21 protein-coding genes and 1 tRNA gene are annotated in these 26,438 nt (G+C 56.7%); 4 read left to right on the top strand and 18 right to left on the bottom strand.

Annotated elements, in window-relative coordinates; all coding sequences use genetic code 11:
• Window positions 1–65: 65 nt before the first annotated feature.
• The 9 genes from hpf to I6I94_RS10205 all read right to left on the bottom strand — a co-directional run bounded on the left by hpf (window position 66) and on the right by I6I94_RS10205 (window position 10,410).
• Window positions 66–704: a ribosome hibernation-promoting factor, HPF/YfiA family gene (gene hpf, locus I6I94_RS10245; protein ID WP_006889156.1), complete on the bottom strand. Its 639-nt coding sequence runs from the start codon at window positions 702–704 to the stop codon at window positions 66–68.
• Window positions 705–877: 173 nt separating this feature from the next.
• Complete coding sequence (locus tag I6I94_RS10240) at window positions 878–1,579, bottom strand: ComF family protein (RefSeq protein WP_201620671.1); 702 nt, start codon at window positions 1,577–1,579, stop codon at window positions 878–880.
• Window positions 1,580–1,771: 192 nt separating this feature from the next.
• Complete coding sequence (locus tag I6I94_RS10235; protein ID WP_201620670.1) at window positions 1,772–3,496, bottom strand: LpqB family beta-propeller domain-containing protein; 1,725 nt, start codon at window positions 3,494–3,496, stop codon at window positions 1,772–1,774.
• Between the two features lie 17 nt (window positions 3,497–3,513).
• Window positions 3,514–5,289, bottom strand: coding sequence for an MtrAB system histidine kinase MtrB (gene mtrB / locus I6I94_RS10230; protein ID WP_128087953.1), 1,776 nt, complete (start codon window positions 5,287–5,289; stop codon window positions 3,514–3,516).
• Window positions 5,290–5,291: 2 nt separating this feature from the next.
• The gene (gene mtrA / locus I6I94_RS10225; RefSeq protein WP_269471249.1) at window positions 5,292–5,990 is read right to left on the bottom strand and encodes an MtrAB system response regulator MtrA; all 699 of its coding nucleotides are present in this window, start codon (window positions 5,988–5,990) and stop codon (window positions 5,292–5,294) included.
• Between the two features lie 158 nt (window positions 5,991–6,148).
• On the bottom strand, window positions 6,149–7,417 hold the full coding sequence (locus tag I6I94_RS10220) for a uroporphyrinogen decarboxylase/cobalamine-independent methonine synthase family protein (protein ID WP_236588863.1): 1,269 nt from the start codon (window positions 7,415–7,417) through the stop codon (window positions 6,149–6,151).
• Window positions 7,417–7,791 (bottom strand): chorismate mutase, encoded by a 375-nt coding sequence (locus I6I94_RS10215; protein WP_006889175.1) that lies wholly within the window; start codon window positions 7,789–7,791, stop codon window positions 7,417–7,419. The genes I6I94_RS10220 and I6I94_RS10215 overlap by 1 nt, the downstream gene beginning before the upstream one ends.
• Window positions 7,792–7,818: 27 nt before the next feature.
• Window positions 7,819–9,018, bottom strand: coding sequence for a tRNA 2-thiouridine(34) synthase MnmA (gene mnmA, locus I6I94_RS10210; RefSeq protein ID WP_128087954.1), 1,200 nt, complete (start codon window positions 9,016–9,018; stop codon window positions 7,819–7,821).
• Window positions 9,019–9,177: 159 nt separating this feature from the next.
• Entirely contained in the window at window positions 9,178–10,410 is a 1,233-nt protein-coding gene (locus tag I6I94_RS10205; RefSeq protein WP_126853189.1) for a cysteine desulfurase family protein, read from the bottom strand.
• 118 nt (window positions 10,411–10,528) lie between these two features.
• On the opposite strand from I6I94_RS10205, the gene I6I94_RS10200 reads away from it, so the two are divergent.
• Window positions 10,529–10,996 (top strand): tRNA (cytidine(34)-2'-O)-methyltransferase, encoded by a 468-nt coding sequence (locus I6I94_RS10200; protein ID WP_037286354.1) that lies wholly within the window; start codon window positions 10,529–10,531, stop codon window positions 10,994–10,996.
• A gap of 69 nt (window positions 10,997–11,065) precedes the next feature.
• On the opposite strand, the gene I6I94_RS10195 is transcribed toward I6I94_RS10200, so the two are convergent.
• From I6I94_RS10195 to I6I94_RS10185, 3 genes are all read right to left on the bottom strand, one after another.
• Window positions 11,066–12,070 (bottom strand): electron transfer flavoprotein subunit alpha/FixB family protein, encoded by a 1,005-nt coding sequence (locus tag I6I94_RS10195; RefSeq protein ID WP_128087955.1) that lies wholly within the window; start codon window positions 12,068–12,070, stop codon window positions 11,066–11,068.
• Between the two features lie 18 nt (window positions 12,071–12,088).
• Window positions 12,089–12,910, bottom strand: a complete 822-nt coding sequence (locus I6I94_RS10190; RefSeq protein WP_128087956.1) for an electron transfer flavoprotein subunit beta/FixA family protein — start codon at window positions 12,908–12,910, stop codon at window positions 12,089–12,091.
• A 216-nt stretch (window positions 12,911–13,126) separates the two neighbouring features.
• Entirely contained in the window at window positions 13,127–14,482 is a 1,356-nt protein-coding gene (locus I6I94_RS10185) for a S1C family serine protease (protein WP_236588862.1), read from the bottom strand.
• Window positions 14,483–14,837: 355 nt separating this feature from the next.
• Here I6I94_RS10185 and I6I94_RS10180 point away from each other — a divergent pair, with 355 nt between their 5' ends.
• The 3 genes from I6I94_RS10180 (at window position 14,838) to I6I94_RS10170 (ending at window position 18,950) form a co-directional block, all read left to right on the top strand.
• On the top strand, window positions 14,838–15,677 hold the full coding sequence (locus I6I94_RS10180; RefSeq protein ID WP_128087957.1) for a hypothetical protein: 840 nt from the start codon (window positions 14,838–14,840) through the stop codon (window positions 15,675–15,677).
• A gap of 282 nt (window positions 15,678–15,959) precedes the next feature.
• Window positions 15,960–18,044, top strand: a complete 2,085-nt coding sequence (locus I6I94_RS10175; RefSeq protein ID WP_236588861.1) for a TPM domain-containing protein — start codon at window positions 15,960–15,962, stop codon at window positions 18,042–18,044.
• A gap of 171 nt (window positions 18,045–18,215) precedes the next feature.
• On the top strand, window positions 18,216–18,950 hold the full coding sequence (locus tag I6I94_RS10170; protein ID WP_023134061.1) for a PspA/IM30 family protein: 735 nt from the start codon (window positions 18,216–18,218) through the stop codon (window positions 18,948–18,950).
• 151 nt (window positions 18,951–19,101) lie between these two features.
• Here the strand turns inward: I6I94_RS10170 and I6I94_RS10165 are convergent, their stop codons facing one another.
• The 6 genes from I6I94_RS10165 to I6I94_RS10140 form a co-directional block, all read right to left on the bottom strand.
• Window positions 19,102–20,457 (bottom strand): S-layer homology domain-containing protein, encoded by a 1,356-nt coding sequence (locus tag I6I94_RS10165; RefSeq protein WP_006889204.1) that lies wholly within the window; start codon window positions 20,455–20,457, stop codon window positions 19,102–19,104.
• A 252-nt stretch (window positions 20,458–20,709) separates the two neighbouring features.
• Window positions 20,710–21,078, bottom strand: coding sequence for a hypothetical protein (locus tag I6I94_RS10160; RefSeq protein WP_128087958.1), 369 nt, complete (start codon window positions 21,076–21,078; stop codon window positions 20,710–20,712).
• Window positions 21,079–21,127: 49 nt separating this feature from the next.
• Complete coding sequence (locus tag I6I94_RS10155) at window positions 21,128–21,367, bottom strand: hypothetical protein (protein WP_197702305.1); 240 nt, start codon at window positions 21,365–21,367, stop codon at window positions 21,128–21,130.
• Between the two features lie 206 nt (window positions 21,368–21,573).
• Window positions 21,574–21,647 (bottom strand) — tRNA-Met (locus tag I6I94_RS10150).
• 174 nt (window positions 21,648–21,821) lie between these two features.
• Window positions 21,822–24,959, bottom strand: coding sequence for a UPF0182 family membrane protein (locus I6I94_RS10145; protein WP_201620669.1), 3,138 nt, complete (start codon window positions 24,957–24,959; stop codon window positions 21,822–21,824).
• Window positions 24,960–25,052: 93 nt separating this feature from the next.
• Window positions 25,053–26,153: a YlbL family protein gene (locus tag I6I94_RS10140; RefSeq protein ID WP_174232401.1), complete on the bottom strand. Its 1,101-nt coding sequence runs from the start codon at window positions 26,151–26,153 to the stop codon at window positions 25,053–25,055.
• Between the last annotated feature and the right edge of the window lie 285 nt (window positions 26,154–26,438).

Below are 26,438 nucleotides of genomic sequence, written 5' to 3'. Positions count from 1 at the left end.
CACCATAGAAAAAGGCTCGGGGTGGGAAAACCCGCCCCGAGCGCAACGAACTCTAAAACCCCTGCTTACTCATCGGTCAGGGTAATAATGCCGTAGCTCCAACCCTTACGGCGGTATGCCGCTGCCGGGGCTCCGGTCTCCTTGTCAATGTAAAGGTAGAAGTCGTGACCCACCAATTCCATATGATCCACAGCCTCCGCCGGGCTCAGACGCTCGCCCGGGAAGCTCTTATGACGGATCTCAAGGGGTGAAGCTGCCTCATCACTGAGCGTCACCTCGGTTGTGTCGAAAGCCGCCTCTTCAACAGGAACATCCGGAAGCAGGATCTCGGTAATAGCGGTCTTACCCACCACCGGTATCGAGCCAGTAGCATCCGCAACGGATACAGGATGCTTGCCGCCGTGCTTACGAAGCTTACGACGATCCCGTGCACGACGCAGACGCTCCAAAAGCTTGCCGTAGGTTTCATCGAAGACCGCGAACTTATCGGGACCTTGAGACTCAGCGCGAAGCACCGGACCGCGCCCAATCACAGTAATTTCAACACGAATAACATTGCCGCCGAGATGGCCATCCTTGGTGAACTTTACGTCAATATCGCTGACATTATCACCGAGCTTTTCGAACTTTTGCACCTTGTCTTCGACATAATCGTGCAGACGTTCCGAAACTTTGATGTTGCGTCCGTAGATGTTGACTTCCACGATACTTTCCCTCCGGTTTGGGGGCTTTGTACCGCACCCGGTTGGGTTCGGCACCGGGAACCCGTCTTTGAGGTTCCTTGCCCCCATTTTAGTACAGATTTATGGTGCATGTCACCGGACACCACCGAATATTTTAGAGAAAGAAAAAACTCACACGTACCGCTCAGGTTAGGCTATGTGACTAGCTCATCACCCTGTGTTTTCAAGGGTACAGAGGCAAGCGTAGCCACCCCCAACGGGAGTATACCCGCCTGGCGTAACGCGCGTACCGCCTCGACAGCAGTGGCCCCAGTAGTCAACACATCATCACACACCAAACACAGCATTCCTGCAGGGGCCGTACCCGAGACACGCATCATTCCCCGCATTCGACGAGCACGCTCTGAAGCGCTCAGTCCCTTCTGCCCACCCGCAGAACCAGCACCAGCGAAAGAAGCCCATGAAGCGCGCACCCGCAGCACCGGGGCAACCGACACCCGCACCCCCAAACGACGCGCCAGAGGCCGATCCCGGACCCGGCGAGCCGCCTCATCCGCTAACTCCCGCGCCGGAGAATAACCGCGGCGACGCACGCTCGCAGGCGACGACGGGGCAGGAACCAAGTGCAGTGTATCCCCTGGAGCTATCAGCCCGGTACGATAAGCAGCCCAAAGGTGCGCCTCCACTACTGCCGCCAACGGTTCGCCCAACTCTGCAAGAGTATCAAGCCGACCAGCGTTCTTAAACGCCAAGATAGTGCGCGTCACCTCAGCCTCATAACTACCTGCCGTCAGGACAGGTGGGAGCCGATACTGCACCAACGGCTGATACGGCTGCGCAAGCCGCTCCTGCACACGAGACGAACAGTCAGTACACAGCCCGCTGCGCTGTGGCACAACCCCCGCTTTCTGCGGCTGCTTCAAAGCATCGCCTCTCCGCAGAAGAGCTGTGCCCCCAACACCGCAACAGGCGCAGGTCGCAGGAAAAAGCAACTCCCACAGGGCGTAGGCGCTGTTCAACGCTCCCGTTGCCGCATTCGCCCTTTTACGTTGGGGCGTCCCGCTACCACCCACACTCTGGCTCACGGTTTACCCCGCGAATGACATCTCACGTGTAGACGTATTCAGACGGTTCCAACCGCGCTCCTCCAGCACATAGCATGACCCGTCAGAGCGATGCGCCAGCATATTGCTGGTATTCCCAGCAGCCGAGACCGATTTCACCCCGTCGAGGCGATCAAATTTTGTCTCTTCACCGCTGAGAGTCGTCACCTCAGACTCCCCAGTTTTATCGTTGACCACCACAAGATTCTGCTCACCGGCCCACACGGCTGTACGCGGAGTAATTGATGAGGTCACCCGCACCGGCTCCGTAAAGCCTTTCGGGGTTCCCGAACTGTCACGGACAACACCCGACATCACCACAGCCGCCGTACCATCACGAGTACCAACCACCACCACGCGGGCACCATCGTGCGAGACCCGCAAGCTGCTAAAGGTCATCCCGCTCCGCCATGATACCGGAATCTCAATGCCCTTAGATCGCTCCTTCTCATTCGTTGACGCTGCGTTATAAGCCCGTACAGCCCCGTCACTTTCAGCCACCCACAACCAGCCAAACGAATCGAAACTGGGGGCAGTCATCTTCTTATTTTTCACCAGGTACTGCCCCTTACCGCCCGAGAAGAAATACAGGCTGCGGCCTGTATCCCCCAGACAAGCGAGCGCCGTACCATCATAGTTAATCGCAGGGTCCGAGGCATCAGTCACCGACTCAGTACCAGTTGTCTCTGGCTGCTGGCTCAGATAATCCTCACGGATTACCAGCTTCCCATCTTCAAGACCCACAACACGCTTACTGATCTCAGGGCTCATGGGGGCCTCCTGAAAACCAGTTGGGGCGTCCTCGCTCACCACCGATCCGTTATAGGTTAGCTCAAACTTATTAACAGACGAGAAATTGCTCAGTACATACCCCACCTGCTGGCGCAGCCGGGCACGGGTAACAGCATTGAGCACCGGGCCGTTAATGTGTATTTTTGCGTCCCGGTCAGAAACTTCAGCACGCTCCAAACTCATGCCCTCCACGAGGGTGGAAGCCGTTACCTCCTTCAAATACGATGCGGGCCCACCCATTACCGTCTGCAGCAGAATCCCCAACTGCCCATCACGGTGCGCGAACCAGCGGATATCGGGTACTGCATGGGTGTACATTGAATTATAAAAATACAGGCGGTAGGGGCTGAACACCCGGTCAAATTCAACGCTATCAAGCCATAACCCGTCGGGGCAGGCTTCAATACGCCACTGCCCCTCAATCTGACGGAGCTTAAAATCAAAAGTTTCTAGTGTCTCAGCAAAGCTACTGGTCAGGCCCTGTTCACTCACCAAAGTAGTCTGCTGAAAACGTGCTCGATACACCCCTGAAGACGACTCATCAGCGCTCACCTGGGCGGTATTACGGTACACCCTGGTCGTTGTAGTCGGGTTCCACTTGCCTTTAAAGTCTGAGGTCAGAAACTGCCGCGCAACCGCATAGTTATCGGCGCTATCCACCCCGGCGTGAATAAACCCTTCAATAATGGCCTCCGGGGGTGCGTCTTCCTGCGGTCCGACCGCATGAATCGCTTGGTTCTTATTTTCCCGCACCTCCAGCTTATCGCTGTACCGGTGCACGTTTTTAGAGGTTGGGATACCCGCGCAGGCGCCCAGAAGCACGGTAGCCGCCGCAGCAGCACCCACTCCCAGGAAACGACGACGGCTAGTTGAGCTGGAGACAATGCCGGTGACGGCAGAAATGTTCTGTTGATTCATTCAGGGCACTCCATCACTCACTGAACAGGCGGGTTAAAAGGTTGTTCGGATTCCTCCGCAGCAGGGCGAGAAGCAGCAGGTAACGTATTTCCTGCCATCGCGCCCCTAACAGGCATGTACTCGGGCTCACCGGTCAGAAGCACCGGGGAGGGCCCCATCTGCTGCCCGTGCACCAGCGGCAGGGTCAGCCGGAAACTCGCACCACGGCCCTTAATACCCCACGCCTCAATGGTGCCGCTGTGCAGGCGCACATCTTCGGCAGTGATCGACAGGCCCAAGCCCGTACCGCCCAGGGTACGTTTCCGGGAAGTATCGGCACGCCAGAAACGGTTAAATACCTGCGTCGCCTCTTCATCGCTCAAACCAATACCATGGTCACGGACGGTGACGCCCAACGCCGTCTCGCTGGTGGCAATATATACGTCAATGGGCTTCGACTCGCCGTGCTCAATAGCGTTAAACAGCAGGTTGCGGAGCACACGCTCAATACGCACCCGGTCCACATCCACCATAATCTGCTGTTGACTAGTGTGAATATTAAGTTTAGTGCCCGTGCGTTCAAGGTGCGGCAGGGCCTCCTCAAGCACATCCACCAGAATACGCATAAAGTCATGCGTATCGATATTCGGCAGGGCGCTACCGGCATCAAACCGGGAAATTTCGAGCAGGTCAGCCAACAAATCCTGGAACCGTCCCACCTGATTATGCAGCAGCTCCACACTTCGGCTCTGCACGGGCGTGAAATTCTCCCGCCCATCATACAGCAGCTCGGTACTTAGCTTCACGGTAGACAGTGGGGTGCGCAGCTCATGAGAAACGTCTGACACAAACCGCTGCTGCAAAGTCGATAGCCGCTCAAGCTGCACAATCTGCTGCTGCAAACTATCGGCCATCTTATTAAACGAAATACCTAATCGAGCCGCCTGGTGTTTACCGTCAACACTCACCCGCTGGTCAAGATCCCCAGCGGCAAGTTTCTCCGAGGTAATCGCGGTCTGGGTAATGGGGCGCACCACCATGCGGGTCACAACCCACACAATGCTCAGCACCACCAGCAACAACGCAATAAAGCCGATGCTCAATACGAAATTAATGTGGGTAATCGTGTTCGCCGAATCCCGCAGATCATACACGGCAAACAACCCATAATTAGGGTTCTGCGGAATGGTAATACTGGTTCCCACAATCAGTGCCGGGTAGGTCTGGTCCCCCACCGTCACATTCTCAGTCTGCCAGTAAATACCCTGATTATCCCGCACCGTGTCCCGCAGCGAGGCCGGAATTGCCGATGAAGTCAACGCGCTATCGCTACTTTGTTCCGGCACGAAACCACGTTTTGTCTGGCCGTTGAGCGGCAGCAGAATCCACTGACGTTTATCGTCGCCGCCAGCGTCCATCAGGGGCAGGTAGCGGCGCACATCGCGGTTAATCTCGCTATCGCTGCGGGCCTCTGAAGAATCCAGCACACTCTGCACATTCACAAAACCCTTATTAGACTCCTCAAGAGCCTGGGTTTTCTTATTTTCAAAAAGAGAAGTTGCGATCTGGTTCGACAGGGAGGAACCCACCAGAATAAACGCCATAATCATGAGGATGCCCGCACTGCTGAGGCTGCGAAACTGCAGGGACCGTTCCCACAGGTTACGCATGGCCCGTATCGGTGAGACTCGCCGCCGTTTCTTTTTCTTCTTCTCACCGGTATGCTGCTGCTCGTAAGGTAACGACGCAGCCTCGCCGGTGTTCCCCTGCGGTTGATGCGGGGGCGCTTCGGCGTTCGTGGTGTAGACGCTCATCTCTACTGGTTACTTCCAGCCTGGGGCGACCCCGCCGCCGGTACAGTCGGCAAAGATGAGGTGGTTGAAACCGACCCGACGCTATCGAGAGGAACCTTATACCCCACCCCGCGCACGGTCTGAATCACCTGCTGCGCTCCCAGTTCAGAGAACTTAGCGCGCAGACGCTGCACATGCACGTTCACCAAAGAGTCGCTCACATCGCTGTAGCCCCACACAATCTCCAGCAGCTCCTGGCGGGACAGCGCCTGACCGGGGCGGCGCACCAGCGCAGCCAACAGATCGAACTCAAGCGGCGTCATGGGGATCTCAGTGCCATTGTAGGTGACGGTACGCCCGTCCATGTCCATCACCGTGTCTCCGATACGAACCACCAGCTGGCGGCTCTCACGCGGACGCAAACGGGTACGGATACGTGCCAGCAGCTCAATATGTTTGAAGGGCTTGGCGATATAGTCGTCGGCGCCAGCTTCAAGGCCCTTCACCACGTCCTCGGTATCGCTCTTGGCGGTGAGCATAATAATCGGCACATTAGATGAGGCACGAATCTGTTCACACACCTCAATACCGTTCTTGCCGGGGAGCATCAAATCAAGAAGCACCAAGTCGGGGCTGTACCGCATAAACACTTCGAAGGCGCGGGCCCCGTTTTCGCAGAACTGGGCGTTATACCCTTCCTGGGCTAGTACGATGCCGATCATCTCGGCAAGCGCATCATCATCATCAACAACCAGGATGGTGGGTGTTGAAACAGTCACGGCTTCCTCCTGCGAATGTGCTTGGTGTACCAATCTATCGTAGCTTGATTGGGGGGCCTCTTCGCAATATAGGCGATTTTTACCCCCTCGCACAACTATTTTCAGCCAGAAAGCTCGGCAAGAGCCTGAGCGGCTTCGGCGGTGCGGGCCATGGCGGCGGTTGCCTCTGCCACGTCCCGTGAAAGGTTGCCCGCTGTTTCAGCCCGTTCGGTGAGAACCACATGCGCAAGCTGGGATCCGCCTAAGCCCAGCTCGCCCCAGACACGCCAGAATGCACGCACCTGATGCGGCACCGGGGTGTCGCCAATAGCAGGCAGCCACACGCGGGCGCCAGCATCAATGAGGGCAGCGACTATTTCAAAACGGCGCGGGTCGCTCAGCGGCGGCACCAGTATGGTGGTGTCAGAGACGGCATCCGGATCAATCATAAGCGCGGCAGGGGTATCTTCACCGCCGATAGTTTGCGCCAGCTCCAGCAGGTTGAGGCCCTTCTGCCCTGTCGCGGCCGGGATATGCGAACCATTAAGGGTGTTCCCCAGCAGATTAAGCACCGGTGATGCCCCACAATCCGTGATCGCCTCGGCGCAAGCCCGCAGCCCCTCCATAACCGTCGGGGCGGGTATGGAGCGGATACGCCGGAAACCGCTCACGGTGGGGATAGACCCGGCAATAATGCGGTGCAGGTCAGGCTCGTTAAGCTGCACCGCGATACGTCCATCCGGGGTATCGAGTGCCTGCCGCAGGGTTTCCAGCCGGTCGCGCAAACCGGCGAACAGGCTTTCGTGTATGTCCCGGGTGGCTCCGGGGTCGCTAATGGCGCGTTCACCGCTGGGGAGATAAATGCTTGCGGCAAGGGTATACACGCCAGTGAGCTGAATCTTAAATATGGGTTCCCCGCCGCTGGCGTTACCGTTTGAGCGCCCGCCACGGCTGTTTTCTTGGCCCACCACATCGGCGAGCGCATTAATATCCGACTCGTAGGTGGCGTAAGCGAGCGCAGATTCACGACTTGCTGTGCCGGTGTGCGTCAGTCTCCACCCGTAGGATGCCCCTTCCGCGTGGAGCCCGTCGAATGTTGCGATAGTTCGTGCCAGGGTGGTGGCACGCCAGCCGCGATGCGGCAGCTCGGGCAGGAACGGCAGGTGGGGATCTCCCAGTTCACCACGTACCCGGTGCAGGGCATCCACCATATCCGCTGTTGGGAAAGGCCCCAGGCCGCTGGCCTGTACGAAGGTGTGTTGGCCGCTGTTGGCAACGTCCCAGGCGTTTTCTTGTGTGGGTTCGGGGGCGCGGTACTCCCCGGGCAGCAGTAACCGTGCCGGTGGTTCAGCTCGTTGCGGGATACGGCAGGTGGGGCCCGGTGTCGACACTACTCTCCGCCCCCGCTGGGCAGGTCTTTGTCGTTGTGTTCAATGGCGATGCGCTCATGGTGGCGGATCACCTCGGAGATGATAAAGTTCAAGAATTTTTCGGCAAATTCGGGGTCAAGGCTGGATTCCTTGGCCATGGCACGCAGACGCCCGATCTGGGCTTCTTCACGCCCGGCGTCTCCGGCGGGCAGGTTATGTTTAGCCTTGAGGACGCCCACCCGCTGGGTGGCGCGGAACCGTTCAGCGAGAATATGCACAAGGGCAGCATCGAAGTTGTCGATGGAGCGGCGCATGGCAAATAGTTCTTCGTATACCTCTGGCGCCACTTCCTCCCCCATGGAGGTGGCGTTCGGGTCGAATTCTGCGGTGCTCATGGTCGCTCCTAACGGTGCAGCCGCGTTTTATGCGGCAGTCTGGCGGATATCTTCACGGGCTAGGGAGTAGGCGCGGGCGATGGTGGACTGCCCAAGCACGCGGGTGCCTTGGTAGAGCACCATCGTCTGCCCGGGGGCCACCCCGCTCAGCCCATCTTTAAGGCGCACCACAGTTTCTAGGCGTAGCTGGCCTTCAGTGTTCTCATCGGTATTTTCCACCCACTGCAGGTGGGCGGTACCCCGCACAGGGTCGGCGTGGGCGCGTACCTGTGCGGTCACCTCAAATGTGGCGCTGCAGGCCCCAAGCTTGGGGTCTTGCCCCATAAACTCGGCTGCTTCTGCTACGGGTACGCCCGCCCAGGTGGCTCGGATACCGCGAATCTCATCCACCGCCAGAAGCTCCCGGGAGCCGACGATTACCTCGTTCGTTTTGGGGCGGATTTCGAGGACAAAACGGGGTTTGCCGTCGGGGGCGGGTGTGCCAAGGGCGAGACCTTTGCGCTGCCCTACCGTGTATGCCTGCGCACCGGGGTGCTCCCCCAGCACAGTGCCGGAGGTGTCTTTAATGAGGCCGGGGCGCATCTGGATGTGCTCACCCAGCCAGGCGCGGGTGTCACCTTCAGGGATGAAGCAGATGTCATAGGAGTCAGGTTTCTTGGCGACGGAGAAACCGCGGCGAGCCGCTTCTTCACGCACCTCGGCCTTAGAGGGGGTGGTAGCGAGGGGGAACCAGGCGTGCTTGAGCTGCTCGTGGGTCAGCACCCCCAAAACGTAGGACTGGTCTTTTGCCCAGTCGGCGGCGCGGTGCAGTTCACGGTTGCCGTCGTCGTTGGTGATAACTCGGGCGTAGTGCCCGGTAACGACGGCGTCGAACCCTAGCGAAACCGCTTTTTCAAGGAGGGCGGCAAATTTTATTTTTTCGTTGCACCGCATGCACGGGTTGGGGGTGCGTCCAGCCTCATATTCAGCGATGAAGTCATCAACCACGTCTTCTTTGAAGCGTTCTGAGAAGTCCCACACGAAGAAGGGGATGCCCAGCTGCGCGCATACGCGACGGGCATCCATGGAATCTTCAAGGGTGCAGCACCCACGGGAGCCGGTGCGGAGCGTTCCGGGCATGCGGGAAAGCGCCAGGTGAACGCCGACCACCTCGTGGCCTGCATCGACGGCGCGCGCAGCGGCTACGGCTGAGTCTACGCCACCGCTCATAGCTGCCAAAATCTTCATGTTCAATCCTTTACGCGTTTCTGCTGATGGTATTCGGGGTAACCGGGCTGTGGTTTGGGTGTCTCAGGTGTTATGGGGGTGTACCGTGCTACGGTTGCGGCTGGCGCGTAAACTCTGATTCTACACTGGGTACCGCCCTTGGGCTCTACCAAGGGGCGCCTACCCGTACCATCGGGAGGCATCAGGCAGTTGGGAGGAGAGCCCCGCTTTAGCCGCCTGCGTGTAAGCATCAGGTAGGGCCGCCAGTAGTCGGGCGAGGTCTTCGCCAGTACTGGTGTGACCCAGGGTGAAACGTTGTGCGCCCCGGGCGGTGTCTTCGTCCATGCCCATAGCTAATAGTACGTGGGAGGGGCGGGTGACTCCCGCATTGCAGGCAGACCCGGTGGAGGCAGCAATACCCTGCATATCGAGAAGAAATAGTATGGTATCCCCTTCGGCGCCTTCGAAGGTGAAATGTGCGTTTCCGGGGAGTCGTTTCTGCCCGGGGGATGTTTCTGTCAGCGGGTCTATCCCGCTCAAATGTGCTTGCGGGATGAGCGCTCGGACGCTCTGTACCAGTTCGTTGCGTAGGGTTGCGATACGTTGGGTCTCTTCCGCCAGGTTCTCTGTGACGTGCGCGGCTGCCTCGGCAAAACCTGCAATGGCGGGGGCGTCGATGGTGCCTGAACGCACCGAACGTTCCTGACCTCCGCCGTGCAGGACGGGCGTCATATCTGCTGAGCGGGTGGCGATGAGGGCTCCCACCCCCATAGGCCCACCAATTTTATGCCCCGAAATGGCTAAGGTTGTCACCTGTGACTCTCGGAAGTTCACGGGTACCGCACCGAATGCCTGCACCGCATCAGAGTGCATGGGAATGCCGTATTCGGCGGCAAGCTGGGCAATCTCAGCAATAGGCTGGATGGTACCCACCTCATTGTTCGCCCACATGACGGTCACGAGTGCAACATCCGCGGGGTTTTTGGCGATGAGTTCACGTACAGTGTCGGGGTGCACGAGCCCTTGCGCATCAACGGGTATCCACTCAATAACCGCGCCCTGGTGTGTCTCTAACCATTCGCAGGTTTCTTCAACGGCGTGGTGCTCAATACTGGAGACGAGGATACGACGGCGCGCGGAATCGGCGCTGTGACGTTTCCAGTACATGCCTTTGACAGCGAGGTTATCGGCTTCGGTACCGCCGGAGGTGAATATCACTTCAGCCGCGTCGCAGCCGATGGCTTGGGCGATGCGTTCACGCGCGTATTCGACAGCGGCCCGAGCCTCACGCCCGATGGCATGCAGGGATGAGGGGTTGCCGCCGGTGCGCATCTGCTGCACCATCGCATCAATGGCGGCGGGCAGTATATCGGTGGTGGCAGCGTGGTCGAGGTACACGCGGTTAGCGGTCATGGTGCTCCTGTGGGTTGTGTATTTCCCTATTCTAGCCGCCGTTGCATTATTGGGCGTGGGGTACGGGGCTGGTTTGCCGTGGGCTGAGCAGCCAGGGTGCACGCGTTACACTAGGGGCGTGTTTAAGATTCTGTTTTATACGCCGGAAATCCCGGGCAATACGGGCAATGCTATACGTTTAGCTGCTATTACGGGTGCTCAGCTGCACTTGGTGGAGCCGCTGGGTTTCACGTTTGAGGATGCGCATCTGCGCCGTGCGGGACTGGATTATCACGATTTGGCGGTGGTAACGGTTCATAAAACCCTTGAGGATGCGTGGGATGCACTGGCACCGGCGAGGGTTTTCGCGTTTACGACCACGGCGGCTACCTCATATGCGGATATTGCGTACCGCCCCGGTGACGTGTTCATGTTCGGTCCCGAGTCGGTGGGTTTGCCTGAGAAAGTACAGCAGGATGAGCATATTACGGAACGTGTAAAAATCCCCATGGTTCCGGGGCGCCGCTCCCTTAACTTGGCGAATTCCGCCTCTATTGCGGTGTTTGAGGCATGGCGCCAGCACGGTTTTGCAGGCGGAAAAATTTAGCCCGTTCCGTTGTTAGCGGGCGGGGCTGACACACACCAGCTCCACCCGCTTACGCCGGGTTCACGCGCGTTATTTCTGTTTCCGTTTGTGGATTTCCTGCACCGCCTGCGGGATGACAGTGAAAAGATCCCCGACGACACCGAAGTCGGCAATCTCGAATATGGGCGCGTCCGCGTCCTTGTTAATGGCGACAATGGTCTTTGACGTATCCATGCCGACCTTCTGCTGGAGAGCCCCCGAAATACCCACGGAAACGTATAGTTCGGGAGAAACGCTCTTGCCGGTTTGCCCAATCTGAGTAGAGTGATCCAGCCAGCCTGCGTCTGTGACGGCGCGGGTCGAGCCGATCGCAGCACCGAGTGCATCCGCCAGATCCTCAATGGGGGCTAAATTTCCGCCGATACCGCGGCCAGCAGCTACAACAATAGCTGCTTCTTCAAGGTCGGGGCGGGTAGATGCAGGCTTCTCGGTTATTTCGGTGATGCGCACCGTGTCGTATCCGGGCAGAGTATAGGTGGTGAGTACGCCCTCCCCCACCGCAGTGGGTGCCGCCGCCGTATCTACCGAGTTGGGGCGTAGGGTTACCAGCGGCAGACCCTCAACCCGCACGGTGCTGTCGTACTCGCCCGCCAAAACGTTCTTATGAATATTGAGCGCATCATCCACGTCATGAGCGCCCGTCACAACGCCTACGGGACGAGATCCCGCCTCGGAATTCCCGAGGCGCACGGCCACGCGCCCCAGAAGCTCAATCGAGTCAATATCATGCGGGGCAAGAACCACATCAGGGCCAAACTCAGTAATGGCCTGTACGGCGAGTTCCACGCGGGCAGCAGGCAACGCATCTGTCAAAGACTGCGCTGGGGCAAAGACACGTGCCGCACCCTGTTCAGCGTAAAACTGGGCAATATCGGCGGAGCCTTGGGCGAATGTCAATACTCCCAACTGTGTTCCGCCCTGTCCAATACCGGCGCGCAGTCGTGCCAACGCTAAAAGTTCTCGGTCCACACCGCTGGGTTCGGTCGCAAAATTCGTTGTGCCGCTTATAACCAGCACACGGTATGCAGTCGTCATCGTTATCTCCTGTACTGGTTAAATGAGGTTTCGGGATGCCAAGAATTCGACCAGCTGTATGCCGCCGTCGCCTTCATCCACGATAGTTTCACCTGCGGTGCGTTCTTCCCGCGCCTGCGCTTCGGTCACGGTAACGGTCGATGCGCTGCCGCCGAACTTAGCAAGCTCATCCGCAATATCCGCTGCGTTCACGGTCGTAATAGGCTTCTTTTTTGCTGCCATCAGCGCCTTAAAGTTGGGGTATCGCGGAGTGTTCACTTGATCGGTCACAGAAATCAAAGCGGGCAATTCAGTTTCACAATGCTGCGAGCGAGTATCCAGATCCCGGTGTGCCCTAACAGTTCGGCCCGCAACACTCAGCGACGCTACCTGAGAGATTCCGGTGCGCCCCAAAAGTTCGCTCACCTGAACGGGCACCAACGAAGTCTCACCTTCGGTTGATGCCATACCCGTCAGAATCAGGTCGAAGGTGCCGTGTTCCTGCTCATAGGTGGAGAGTGCAGCGGCTATGATGCGTGAGGTCGCCAGAGCATCAGCCCCTGCGAAAGCATCGTCGAGAATGTGTACGCCTTCGTGTGCACCCAGCTGCAGCGCACGGCGCAGCCCCTTAGAGGCATCTGCTGCGCCTAACGTAAAGGCGATAACTGCAGAATTCGCTGCATCGGTATCTTCCGCTTCGACGATCTGCACGGCGGCTTCTACAGCGTATTCGTCAAGCTCACTCATCACTGATTCGCTGCGGTCTACCCGCAAGGTATCGTCAAGTTTTTGTTCAAATTGGGTGTCTGGCACGTACTTGGTAAGTACGGCGATGCGATATGCGTTTTCGCTCACGCTCATCCTCCTGCGCCTCATGTGTGTGCGGCGCGTTTGTGGGGTTTAGTTAGGTTTGGCTATATTCTACCGTTTAGCGGGAACGATGGCACCTCTTCCGTCCGGTAACCCGACACAACCAGTGGCGCATGTTCTTGGCGGGAGCGTACCAGAACGGGGTGGGATATCCGCAATTGTCGCGGATATCCCACCCCGTTCCGGTACATTAGTTAGGGCTTAATGCTATTTTGAGTCTGAGTCACCCAGGGTCACCTGAATTTCTTTGACTTCTGAGCCTCGTTGCACCTTAAAGGTGGCTTTTGTATTCGGGGCCATGGAACGCACAGTACCGTTGAGCTCTTCGTCAGCTTCAATACGGTGCCCGTCTACTTCAACTACCACATCCCCCTTCTTCAGCCCGGCCTTATCAGCGGGGCTTCCGCTAGAGATATCGGTGAGTTCCACACCGCCTTCGAACAGCTTTGACTTGCCGTTGTCGGTGGTGGCGCCGGTGGTTTTCACACTCGCCCCCAGGTACCCGTGGGACGCTTTTCCTTTGGCAATAATCTCGTCAGAGATACGTTTTGCATAGTTCGAGGTGACGGAGAACGACATACCGGCTGCCGCACCACCATCGGTGCTGCGGTACCCCTGTGTGTTAATACCGACCAGCTCCCCGCGGGTGTTCACAAGGGGGCCACCCGAGTTGCCGTGGTTAATCTCGGCGTCGCTTTGGATCATGGGGATATACGCGGTTTTCTTATTATCTGCGGGCGTCACGCGGGAGGCACTGGCGACCACCCCAACCGTCACACTGTCACGGTAGTCATAGGGGGAACCGAGCGCGACCACCTGGTCACCGGGAACAAGTTTGGATGAGTCGCCGAAGGTAATGGGGGTTAACTCAAGCCCCTTGGGGTCAATCTTAACGACCGCAAGGTCAGATGCCGGGTCGGTTCCCACAATCTTCGCCGTGCGAACTGTACCGTCGTGCAGCCGCACCTCCACCTGATCAGCTTTTGTGGAGTCATCAGTAACCACGTGATTGTTAGTGAGGATATGCCCGTTAGTATCTAGAATTTCGCCGCTACCGGTGCCTGAGCCACTGCCGACTTTTACGCCCACAGTCACAGTTGAGGGAAGCACCTTTTTGGCGGTTTCAGTGATTACCGTCGGGTCTGTGGAGTTCAGGTTACTGCTGCTTGTAGTGCCGGAACTTTTGGACGCGCTGGAGCTGACGGCGCCAGATCCGCCACTGTTTGAGGCAGCAATACCTCCCCCAACCCCCGCGCCTACGCCAGCGCCTACAAGAGATGCCAATAGAGCCGCTGTAAGGACCACACCAGTACTGTGTTTTTTGGGTTCACTCGGCTCAGAACCGGGGCGCTCATTCTTGGGGTACTCGTTCGCGTTATTACCCGAACCCGGTTGGTTTTGCGCGTAAGCATACTGCTGCTGGTTTTGAGAATAGCCACGGCTCTGCCCGTACTGTTGGTTACTGTATTGAGGCGGGTACTGCGCACCGTTATAGCCACTTTGCTGGCTGCCATAGCTCTGGTTCCAACCGGGCTGGGTCATGGGTGTTTCCTCTTTCGTCACGTAAGGTTTCTATCATTTATGTTTCGAGCGTGAAGCCGTTGCGGGGGTTGCCTCGCGGTAGCGTCGTTGTTCGCGAGCGCTTGTCCTTCTCAAGAGTAATAGGCCGTTCTGCACGAAAACGGAAGAATTACTATAAAGCCGCCCGGAGTTTGCTGGGAACTACCTGTGAACCATAGGGTGTTTACCTTTCATTTCTTACACCCTTGCAGCACAGGTGTATTAAGGGCATATGCCGGAAGCGCCTACCACGTTATATTTTACGTTTTTTCGCCGCGTGCCGCAGCAGATTTTCCAGCGTTCCCACATATCATATAAATACCGATAGATACTAAATAATCTTATATTGGAGCATCGTATGAGAAATCTTGCCCATAAAACTCTAGCCGCCGTAGTAATGGCAATAACACTATGTACCGGGCTTTTCGTGTCTGGTTTTGGCGTTTCTACGGCGCAGGCACAACCGGTGTTCAACGCATCTCTTGATCCGAAACGTCCCGTAATAGATAAAAGCGGGGCGCTTGATAACCTTGCGTCAGGGCTTAAAAACGAACTCACACAACAACTGGCCAGGGCTAATAACCTACACGCAAAAGGTGCCTCCAGCGGTAAGGAATACAGCATCTTTATGGTGGTTGTTAACGGCACTGATTCTCTTACTCCGCAGCAGTGGGGCAAAGAATTCCTCTCGCATAACCATGCCCCAACGCCCTCTGTTGTGCTTGTGATTGATTCTTCTCAGCAACGCGGTGGTATTGCCAGTAATGACCAAGCATTCCTCACAGACAAAGGCGCAGACTTACTATATGTGCAAAACAACACCGATATCCGTAACAGCCCTAACCCTGAACTCGCTATACGGTTCCATGTAGGCGAAGGCTACTACGGTAGCGCAGGACGTCAATTCGCAAGTTTGCTATGGAACTTTCAGGGGCTGCAAAGCGATAACGAAATCCCTGATTCGGTAACTGCAGAAGCCAATGATTTTACCAACGGCAACAATACCGTTCAGGTACTTATTATCGTACTTATAGTGATTGCGGCTGTAGTGATGATCGCCGTTGTTATTACGGTTATCTTTCTTCTCAGGCGACAGAAAAAACACGACCTTCTCCTATCACAAACCCATGCTGAGAAGATGCCCCAAGGCATTCCACCGGCTTCAGCTTCCGACCCGCATCAAAACAGTGAAACATAGAAGTCACCCGGTACGAACCGTTCATATCCTCACTACCCACATACAGGCGGTTAAGGGTCTTGCGAGGATATCTAACCGCTTTCCTATATGTTGGGGCACGCCGCTACGGATAAACGGTTAAACCGTAGCTGGGAGTTCCCTCAGAGCCGTCTTGGTGAACACCCGCAGGCAGTGACTATTTGTATTAGGCCGGTAAGATGGGAAGAAGGCGCGCACAGTGCGTGCCGTTGTTCTCGCGCTATGTTTAAACGGGAGCGTAAGGTACCAGGAAGGGGCCCTCCTTTGACGATACTGTCTGAGCAGAATACGAGTACTCGACCGGCTGCTTTCTCACCCCGTGTGTGCCTCCGCCGCGTCCTATGTGTAGGCGCCTTAGCCTTTGGTGCAACCGTGCTGCCGGTGGCTGCCCCTCTTGGCGGGTCCTCGTTCGTTCTCCCATCTGCTTGGGCGCAGGAGCCTATGAGCATCACCGGTACAACGGTGCTTGATAACACTTCGGTGCTGGGTGATACTGCCGATTTGAAGAAGAAAATCTCTGACCTTTCAAAAAACCATAAGGTCGATCTGCACGTTGTCACTATTAATAAGTTTGAGAACCCTTCATCTTCTAGTGAATGGGCAAAGGCGCTCGCGAAGAAGAATAATTGGGGATCGGCTGATGCGGTGCTGGTAATAGCTACAGAATCGCGGCAGGCGTACTTTATTGCCGGCAGTGAGAAGACTCTTTCTTCTGAGCAGCAGTCGAAGGTGTATCAGGACTATGTGAAACCCAAGCTGCAAAGTGGTGATTACAAGGGTGCAGCCGCAGCGGCTGTTGAGGGTATTGATGCGCAGAAGTCCGGTGGCTCTGGTGTGGTGGTTGGCGCCGTTGCAGTCGGTACGGCAAGTGTTGCGGCTGTTGGCGGAACATATCTGTACCGCCGCCGCAAAAAGTCTGCTGAGGCCAAAAAAAGCGGGGTCAATAAATACGGGTACCCCACGGTACCGCAAGCCACGATTGAAGAGTTGCAAACCCGAGCGGGTGCTTCCCTTGTGCAGGCCGATAATACGCTGGTGCGTTCACGCCAGGAAGTTGAGTTCGCACGCGCCCAGTACGGGGATGCGCAGGTCGCCGAGTTTGAGAAGGAAATTGTACGCGCCGATGAACTCATGAAAGCGTCATTCCACCGGCAGAAGCTTCTGGAGGATGATGTTCCTGATACCCCGGCGGAGCAGCGGGCATGGCTGGGAGAGATCATTGAGAATTCCCGCCAGGTCACTGAGATGATGCAAGCTCAGGAAGAGAAACTGTCTTCGCTTCGCAACCTTGAGCATGATGCCCCCGCTGCTATTGAAAAGCTTCAGCTGGGCCTTCCTGAACTGGATCAGCGAATTGAGGCGGTACAGCGCACCTACTCGCAGCTGCAGGAGCGTTACCTGCCGAGTGCTCTCGAACCGGTGAAGGAAAACGTGGCGCTCATAGAAGCCAACCGTACTCTGCTGCAGCAGGAGCTTGACCAGGCTAATACACTGTTGGGTACTTCCCGTTCTGAGGCTGTGGTGCATCTACGTTCCGGTGAGGAGGCTGCCCAGCAGGTGGCTAAGCTTGCGGAGGCCGTGCAGAACCGCGCTGGCGAGTTGGAGACAGCCCAGAATAATCTGTCTACTGACCTGCTGAGCGTGCAGCGTGATATTGCGGAGGCCAAGAGCCTGGCCGCTTCGCAGAATAAGGATGATCTTCAGGCGGTTGCTGCGGGGATGGAAGCGGTACTGGGAGAGGTACGTCAGCAGTCAGAGGCACGCCCGAATGACCCGCTGGCCCTTAACGAGCAGCTGCGGCAGCTCACGAGTGAGCTGGATAAATCAATGACCTCTCTCAGGGCTGATCGGGAGCGTCAGCACGCAGCAGAGCAGAGTTTAGAGCGTGCTCTGCGTTCGGCGCGGGTGCAGGTTGATAGTGCCCGTGATTTTATTGGAAACCGTCGCGGTGGGGTGGGGTCGCAGGCCCGCACCTACCTCTCAGAAGCGGAATCGCATTTGTCTGAGGCACACCGGTTACGCACCACGAACCCGGCTTCCGCCCTTGATAGCGCAAACCGCGCTATTGCGCTTGCTACAGACGCGCAGAACGCCGCGAACCGAGATATGAACAGCTACTATGATGATCGTGGCGGTCGCGGAGGGTTCGATATAGGCGATAGCTCCCTGGCGAAAGGGATGCTTCTGGGCACCATTTTGGGGTCGCTGAGTTCCGGCTCCGCACACGGGCACTCTGGTGGTGATTCCGGTGGGTTCTTTGGCGGCGGTGGCTTTGACTTCGGTGGTGGCGGCTTCGATTTCGGCGGCGGCGACTGGGGCGGTGGCGGAGGAGACGGCGGATCGTTCTAGACCTCTAGTGTTTTAGGGTTTGCTCGCTCTCGCAGTGCTTCTTATATGGAGCGCTCACGCAGGTGTTTCCCAGCGATTTTTCAGATAGGTACTCGATAATAATGTGTGTGCGCGCACGGTAAGTGAGGAGGGAAGCCCTCCCCCGGTGTGGCCGCAGGATAAGGAATACAAATGGTAAAGCAGTCCATTTTCGGTCGTATTGCTCAGCTGGCAAAAGCTAACATTAATGCGCTTCTAGATGCGGCCGAAGACCCGCAGAAGATGCTCGATCAGATGGTGCGAGACTACACGAACAACATTGCTGAAGCTGAAGCAGCTGTGGCACAGACCATCGGTAACCTGCGTATGCTTGAGCAAGATCATGCTGAGGATGTACGTGACGCCGCTGAGTGGGGTTCAAAGGCTCTAGCAGCTTCCAATAAAGCCGATGAGTTCCGTGCCGCTGGAGATGCCGCCAACGCTGACAAGTTCGATAACTTGGCGAAGATCGCTTTGGGCAAGCAGATGCAGGCCGAGAAGGAAGCTAAGACCGCCGAACCTCAGATTGCGGCTCAGACTGAGGTGGTTGAGAAGCTCAAGGACGGCCTGACGAAGATGCGCGCCAAGCTGGATGAGCTGAAGGCAAAGCGTGATGAGCTGAATGCACGTCAGAAGACCGCCGCCGCTCAGACCCAGGTGAATGATGCTCTGAAGGCATTTGACGTCATGGATCCGACCAGCGAAGTATCCCGTTTTGAGGAGAAGGTGCGCCGTGAAGAGGCGCGTGTGATCGGCCAGCAGGAGCTTGCAGCTTCCTCGCTGGATGCCCAGTTCAACGACCTTGAAGAGCTCGGCCGTCAGACTGAACTTGAAGCCCGCCTTGCGGCGCTCAAGAACAAGGGTAACGGCGGCGCTATCGACGCGTAAGTTACCTTTTTGACCCGATGGTAACGGGTGGGGTGGGGTTCCACGTAACTGTTCGTGGGCCCCACCCCTTATATGTGTCCGCATGATGCAGGCACCTGAGCTCCCAGCCGTAGTAGAACCGGCTTGGGTTACCTAAACCCGTTGAATCGTACTAGCTCAGGTTTGCGTAGCGGTATAGGAACGCCGCCATCGCGTTACGTTCGGTCGGTGCACCGGGACGGAATGTGCGATCGGGCCATCCGGTGGTGATCCCCTTAGCCGCCAGCCACTGGATTTCCTTGTAGAACGGGTTGGAGGTGTTCACATCAGCAAATCGCTGCGAGCCGGGGTTGAATGCGGGTGAGCCGTTAAACCGGTAGAAAAACGCGGCCATTGCCTCCCTGCTGACTGTTTCGTGGGGACGGAATGTGCCGTCGGCCCAGCCGGTGGTAATACCCTGCTGGTACATCCACACGATTTCCTTATACGCGGGGTGCTGCACCGGTACGTCACGGAACGGTGAAATGGCGGGCAGGTTCACTTGCGGGGATCCAGCCAGACGGTACAGGTAGGCGGCCATGGAGGCACGGTTCACCTTCGCGTGCGGGCGGAAAGTACGGTCAGCATACCCAACCATTAGACGCTTATCGGAGTTCCAGCTGATTTCATTGTAGAAAGCGGCCCCCTCAGAAATGTCATTGTATCCGGCGCTCATGCGGTACCCGCCCATATCAAGGGACTGCGCCAGGATATGCGGCAGGTCGTAGTCGTGGTGCGAAAGGTTGGGAATGTACCGCAGCCGGGTGTTAAACCCTTCCTGGGTATAACGGTTATAACCGGTTTCCACGGCGGTACGGGCGCTCCAGGTGGGCGGGTTTGTAGAACCAGAGGTGTCTTTCTCACCCACCCACCAGTACATGGGCTGAGATTTAATGTGCTGCGGGGCTTGGGTCTGCATGCCCGTGTTTGAGCCCCCAGCGACCATAATGGACCCGCCACCGGTTCGCCAGCTCCCCTGCCGGTCTGCATTCAGCTCGTATGTGATGAACTCGGCCCCGCCGGAGTAGCCCATCGTCCACACCCGAGAAGGGTCAATACCGGAATCTGCAATGAACTTCTGTGCGAAGCTGCGGAAGTAATCGCCATTAGCGTCTTGGTTTTCCCACCAGGTGATCCCATCGCCCGAGGCGTTCTTATCCGGTGAGATAACGGGCACAAACACCATATTACGGGCGTTAGCGATACGTCCCATTGCGGTAAGCATACCGTTATTAGGGCTGTGCACCTTGGAGTCTTTCGCTTCCCAGTAGTCGCCATCGACGTAGAAGACCACACCCACCGGCTGCGACCAGTCAATACCGTTAGCGTAGACATGATACTGGGAGCTCAGCCCGTTCGGGGCGGTGTAGCTGCGGTAGGTTCCCGAGGCGACAGCCGCCTGCGCGGGAACAGTCAGGGTGCTACCAATAATAGCGGGAATGGTAATGGCAGCAAGAGCCCCAGCCCGCACCTTGTTTTTAAGGTTCACGTTATTCCTTGGGTTCGTAGATATTAAGTTGTGATATGAACTTGTGTATGAGCTAACTAAAAAGTGAAATGTGCAGGTTCCGGTTCCGCCTCAAAAAGCGTCAGGCCCGGACTACAAAGATAGGGCCCAAAGGGAAACCGCACATTTCTAGTAGATAAAAGTACCAGTAGAACGCGAGTCTGCAAACAACGCTGAAAGTAGCCTCATCGAAGCAGATCTGCGTCTTCGCCAGATAGTTACCTGCATGTATTTTTATCCGTTAAACACAACTTGAGGGTTTGGTAAACCTCCCGCTGCTTTAAAGTTTTGATACCTCGATAGATTTTCTTTAAACCTCAACTGCAGAAAGATTAAGGCCTGGTAAGGAGCCGTTGGAAGAGGAACGCAGCATGTGTGAGAAACAACACCGCGCGTTGCATATTTATTACCGATGGAAGAGAAGCTTCCAAAGGCATAAAACAGCAGGTCAGGGCCGCTACTGCTGTTCCAGTGACCGCCGTAGAAGGCCCGGTAAATCATAACCAAGATGCCCCTGCCCAGGCAGGCAATCACCATCTTTCCGGGCATCAAATCCTGCGTCGGTGTACCGCTTATACCCCTGGTTGGCAGCGTCAGCAGCACTCCACCTGGGCGGATTAGTTTTATGATCAGTATCGCTGCAATTCACCCATCAGAACATAGGTATGGGCTTAATGCTGTCGGGGGCCTCAATCCTTTTCTCAGCCCCGCCGCCACCAACCATAATGGACCCGCCACCGGTACGCCAGCTATTGCGGCGACTGGCGTTCAACTCATTGGTAATGAACTCGGCCCCGCCGGAGTAGCCCATCGTCCACACTTGAGAAGAATCAATACCGGAATCCGCGATGAACTCCTGCGCGAAGCTACGGATAACATGGGCCCAGCGCAAAGACGGCCTTAAAGAGGTAGCCGGTACCCAGAGCTAAAAATATGATAATGATTCCTAGCAACAGATTTTCTATAGGTTAACGCTATCAAGAGAAATCGCTTCTGTGAACAGCCACCTGGGTTATTACATTCCAGATAACAGGCGCTGACCCAAAACCCGCGCACAAAAAAAGCTCCCGAAGTCATATGACTTCGGGAGCTTACACGTTGCGGGGGCAGGATTTGAACCTGCGACCTCCGGGTTATGAGCCCGGCGAGCTACCGAACTGCTCCACCCCGCGGCGACTTATAAGACTATACACGGCACGCCGCGTATCCTCAAATCGAAACAGCCACATGAGAGAAAGAGCACACAATCAGCCGGGCACAGGCCCATGCTAAGGCGTACAGAAAGGCCCCGGCCAGTAAACCAGCCGGGACCATCCCCATGGCGAGCCTCTCAGGGACGCCCGCCGCTACTGCCGTGAAGCCGAAGCAGTGGCGCTTGCCGAAGGGCGAGCCGCCGAAGCAGAAGCCGCTGGGGTAGCAGAAGGTGACGATGAAGCACCAGAACCACCCTGTGAAGACTGCTTCCCTTCAATCTCCACAGCCTTCTGCAGAGCATCGTTCAGGCGCTTCTGGGCCTCCCCATAGGCCGCCCAGTCACCCTTCTTCATCGCCGCATCCGAATCCTGCATAGCCTTCGATGCGTCCGACAGGGCCTGCTTCAACGAGCCGCCAGTGGTATCAGCACCCTTAGACTCCCCCGACCCAGACGAATCCGCAGGCTGGGAGGCATTCGAACCGGTCGGCTTATCAATCTTCGCCCCCGACGAGCCGCCAAACACCTGGTTCAATGCCTCCTCAAGCGAAGGCGCGAAACCCACCTTATCGCCGAAACTCACCAGCACACGCTGCAGACGCGGATACTTCGCATCCCCGCTAGACTGCACGTACACCGGCTGCACATACAAAATACCGCCAGCAACCGGCAAGGTCAGCATATTGCCGTTAATCACCTCGGACGAACCGCGCCGCAGCAGGTTCAGCTGGTTCGACACCTCAGCATCAGAGTTGAAAATATTCTGTGCCTGCCCCGGGCCGGGAACCACCGAAGAACGTGGCAGCTCCAGCAGCCGCAGCTTACCGTAGTCCGGACTGCGCTCCCCATCCTTACCGGTGCCCGCGTCGCCATTAGCAGCCAAGAACCCGTACATGACGTTCCGTGAGTTCGAATCGCTCTGCTGCGGAATAAACGAAGAGGTCAACGAGAAATGAGCCTGCTTATCGCCGGGCATCTGAAGCGACAGATAGTACGGCGGGATCGGCCTGCCGCTATCGTTCGTAGGATCATTCGGAATCGACCACACGTCATCGCCAGCGTACAGGCTGTGGGCGCTCGTCACGTGGTACTTATTCAACATGCTGCGCTGAACACTGAACATGTCATTCGGGTACCGCACATGGCTGATCAGCTCAGCACTCATGTCCTTATAGCTTTTCACCGTGCCCGGGAACACGCCACGCCACGCCTTCAGAATCGGGTCATCCTCATCCCAAGCGTACAGGTTGACCGACCCGTCATAGGCATCAACGGTAGCCTTCACCGAGTTACGGATATAGTTCATCGAATTCCCCCGGCCCTGCGAACCCGAAGAATCCTGCGTATTACCCTGCGAATACGGGAACTGGTTAGTGGTCGTATAACCATCCACAATCCACACCACACGATTATTCACAATTGCCGGGTACGCCTTCGAATCAACCTGCAAATACGGGGCAGCCTTACGCACACGATCCATCGGATTACGCTCATACAGGATCTGCGAGCCATCACGCACCGCATCCGACAGCAGAATATCGGACGACTGGAATTTAATAGCGTACGAGAGACGGTTCAGCCACGAATCCACGCGCGGCCCACCACTACCCGTAAACGTGTACTTCGCATCTGCGCTATTCGCCTCATCAGCAGACTGCGGGCGGTCAAGCTCAAGCTGATCCCCGTTGCCGCCCACAATCGAATACTGCGGTGAGCTCATCCCGAAATAAATACGCGGCTCATAGTTCTCAGAAATCACGCCGGTTGCTTTAATCCCAGACTGCATAAACTTAGGATTACCGTTAGCCGGATCCACCTGGTTACCGTACGCGGCAATCACACCATACCCGTGCGTGTACACCACATGGCGGTTATACCAGGACTCCCCCGAAGTCTGCGACGGGTTCAGCTCACGGGCGGCAATCACCGTATCCTGGGTTTTCTTATCAATCAAATACCGGTCCACCGCAAGATTCGTATCAAACCGGTAATACGGGCGGAACTGCTGCATCTGAGCAAACGCCGAAGACACCACATTCGGGTCCAATAAGCGAATATTCTCAATTGTTGGGCTCGACCCGGAAAGACCACCCGCGGCAGTATTAATCGTGGCATCATACGGGGTGGTCTCCACCTTATCCAGCCCATACGCATAGCGGGTCGCATCAATATTTCGCTGAATAAACTCAGACTGCGCCGCCTGCTCATTCGGAACCACCTGGAACCGCTGCACAATCCACGGGTACACCCCGCCAGCCACCAGCGCCACAATCACCAGCATGGCCGTACCAATCATCGGCAAACGCCACCGGTGCGTCGAAGCAGCCATGAGAAAAAACACCGCCACCAGCACCGCCGAAATAGCCAGAATGGCCTTCACCGGAATAATCGAGTTCGTATCGGTGTACATCGCCCCAGCCCAACGCCCAGACTGCTGCTGCACCGTAGTGTACCGGTCAAGCCAGAACCCCCCGGCGCGCACCAGTATGAACAGGAACAACAACACCGCAATATGACGGCGAAAAGCGGATGAAGTGCCCATACCGCCGGGCTGCACACGAATACCACCGTAAAAATAGTGCATCATGATGCCGCCCAAACCAGCGAGCACCAGCACCACCGAGAACAGCTTCACCAAAAGCTGCAGAAACGGCAAGGTAAAAACAAAAAAACCAATGTCCAGGCCAAACTCGGGGTCCTTCACCCCGAACTCTTGGTAGTTAAAGAAAAGCGCAACAGTATCCCACTGGGTGATGAACGTGGTCGCCACCAGCACCCCCAGCACAGCAGGCAACACCAGCAGCAGGGCCTTACGGATACGCTCCACGCTCCGGCGGTACTTGACCATGCTGTCCTCAAACGAGTGCTGCCCGAACATGTCCCGCAGCAGCTCCTCAGCCTCCGCCTGCAGCTCCCCCCGAGCAGACTGGGGTTTCTCAGAGGCTTTATCCTCAGACTCCGAACCCTGCCCCTCCTGCTGCTTGGCTTTTTGCGGGCTCTCAGCCGCGGGGGCAGGCTCCTCAGCATGTTTCACCGCATACGACATAGAAGCCCACAAAGGCACCGCCACCAAAAGGGCAGTCACCACGAACACCCCAGCCTTCAGAAGCGTCTCGGTCATAAAAACGCCGCCGAACCCCAGCTGGCTAAACCACAACCAGTCGGTATACACCTGAGTGGCAAACACAAAAGCAGCAATGAGCGCCGCCACAATCACCAAGGTCCAGCCCAGCGGACCGAACCGGCGTTTGCGCCCGGCGCGATTCGGGTGCGCAGAAGCAGAAGCCGTCACAATACCCTCACAATACGGTTTAAAGATTCATTGAGGCTATTATCTCAAATCACCGGTGAGGTCGCACCGTTGCCGCTACGGCGCACAACGCCCTTACCCGCAGGTGGGCAGACCGTCCGTGTGGATGCCCTTATCCCGAATACGCTCCAGCGACTGCACCGCCTGATCCAGGTTCTCAACAGCCACAATCTGCATCTGCTGCCTCTGGCCGTTAGAGTCCCTATATTTCAGCAGCTCCGGGTTGCTCTTGCGCATCTCGTTCACATCAGAGCAGTTCTCCTTGGGCACCAAGAAAACCGCCACGCCCTTATCCCCGGCGGCAATAATCTTATACTTCGCACCACCAATAGGCCCCACCTTGCCCTCAGCGTTAATAGTGCCTGTACCCGCAACATAATTCGACTCACTCAACGGGCCGGACGCCAGCAGGCTTTTCTCCCCCACCTTCTCAATAGTCCCCAAAGCAAGCATTAACCCGGCGCTGGGGCCGCCCACCCCCTCGGTGTGGTATTTAATCTTTGCGGGTATCTCATAGTCCTGCTTCAAAGCCACACCCACACGCCACCGGCCGGACTCCTCATCCTTAACCGGAGTTAACGTGTGCTCCTGCTGCGCGCCATCACGCTCAACCGTCAGCTTAATAGGTTTACCCTCCGAAGCCTGGGTGGCATCAACCATGCTCTTATACCCCTTCAGCGGCTCGTCATTCACCTTCAGAATACGATCCCCGCCCTTAAGCACACCCTCAGCCGGGCTCTTCTCAACAGTCTGCAGCACCGTAACAGTCTCCGTCACCGGAATCTTCAGATAGTGAGCCGCCGCCACCTGCGCTTGAGTCTGTGAATCAGCCATCTGGGACGTACTCGCGGAATTCGCCTGATCATTTGAAACCCGCGGGTACAGAATCTCGGTAGGCACCACCAAATACTGTTTACCGTCCAGCGACGCCCACCCATTAATCGCCTCAATACCGCTCAGCGGCGTGTACGGTCCACCCGAAACAGACACCGTCGTCATGTTCAGCTGCCCTTTAGTTGCGCGCTCGCTGCCGCCTTCAATCGAGATAATGTCCTGCCCCTCATGCTGCCCCAACACATTAAACATGGGGCCTGGGCCTTCCATAACATAGCGGCTAGGCATCACAAACGCCCCAAGAATCAGGCAGAACGTTGCCGCGCCGCTGAGGGTGCGCACAGACCCTCCTCGCCTACGAAACGGCTTCTTAGCCCCATCTTTGGCACCTTTGCCACTTGTTTTGCTCGTAGATTTATTAGATGCTTTCGAAAAAAATGTGCGCTTACTCATGAAACTATAGGGTACCCGATTCTACAGCAGCCTGTCGCGGAAACATATCACATCGGCACATTGGCTCGACCTCAAAGAACTCATCAACCGGCCCTTTAACGCTCGTACAGGCACAAGCCGACAGCAGGTGTGCTGTGGGCTTATTTCTGCTGCCTACTGAGGAAATTCACAGCT

The organism is Rothia aeria, from assembly GCF_016726365.1.
Taxonomy (GTDB): domain Bacteria; phylum Actinomycetota; class Actinomycetes; order Actinomycetales; family Micrococcaceae; genus Rothia; species Rothia aeria.
The sequence above is the reverse complement of the archived record's forward strand: the minus strand, read 5'-3'. Positions and strand labels throughout refer to the sequence as shown.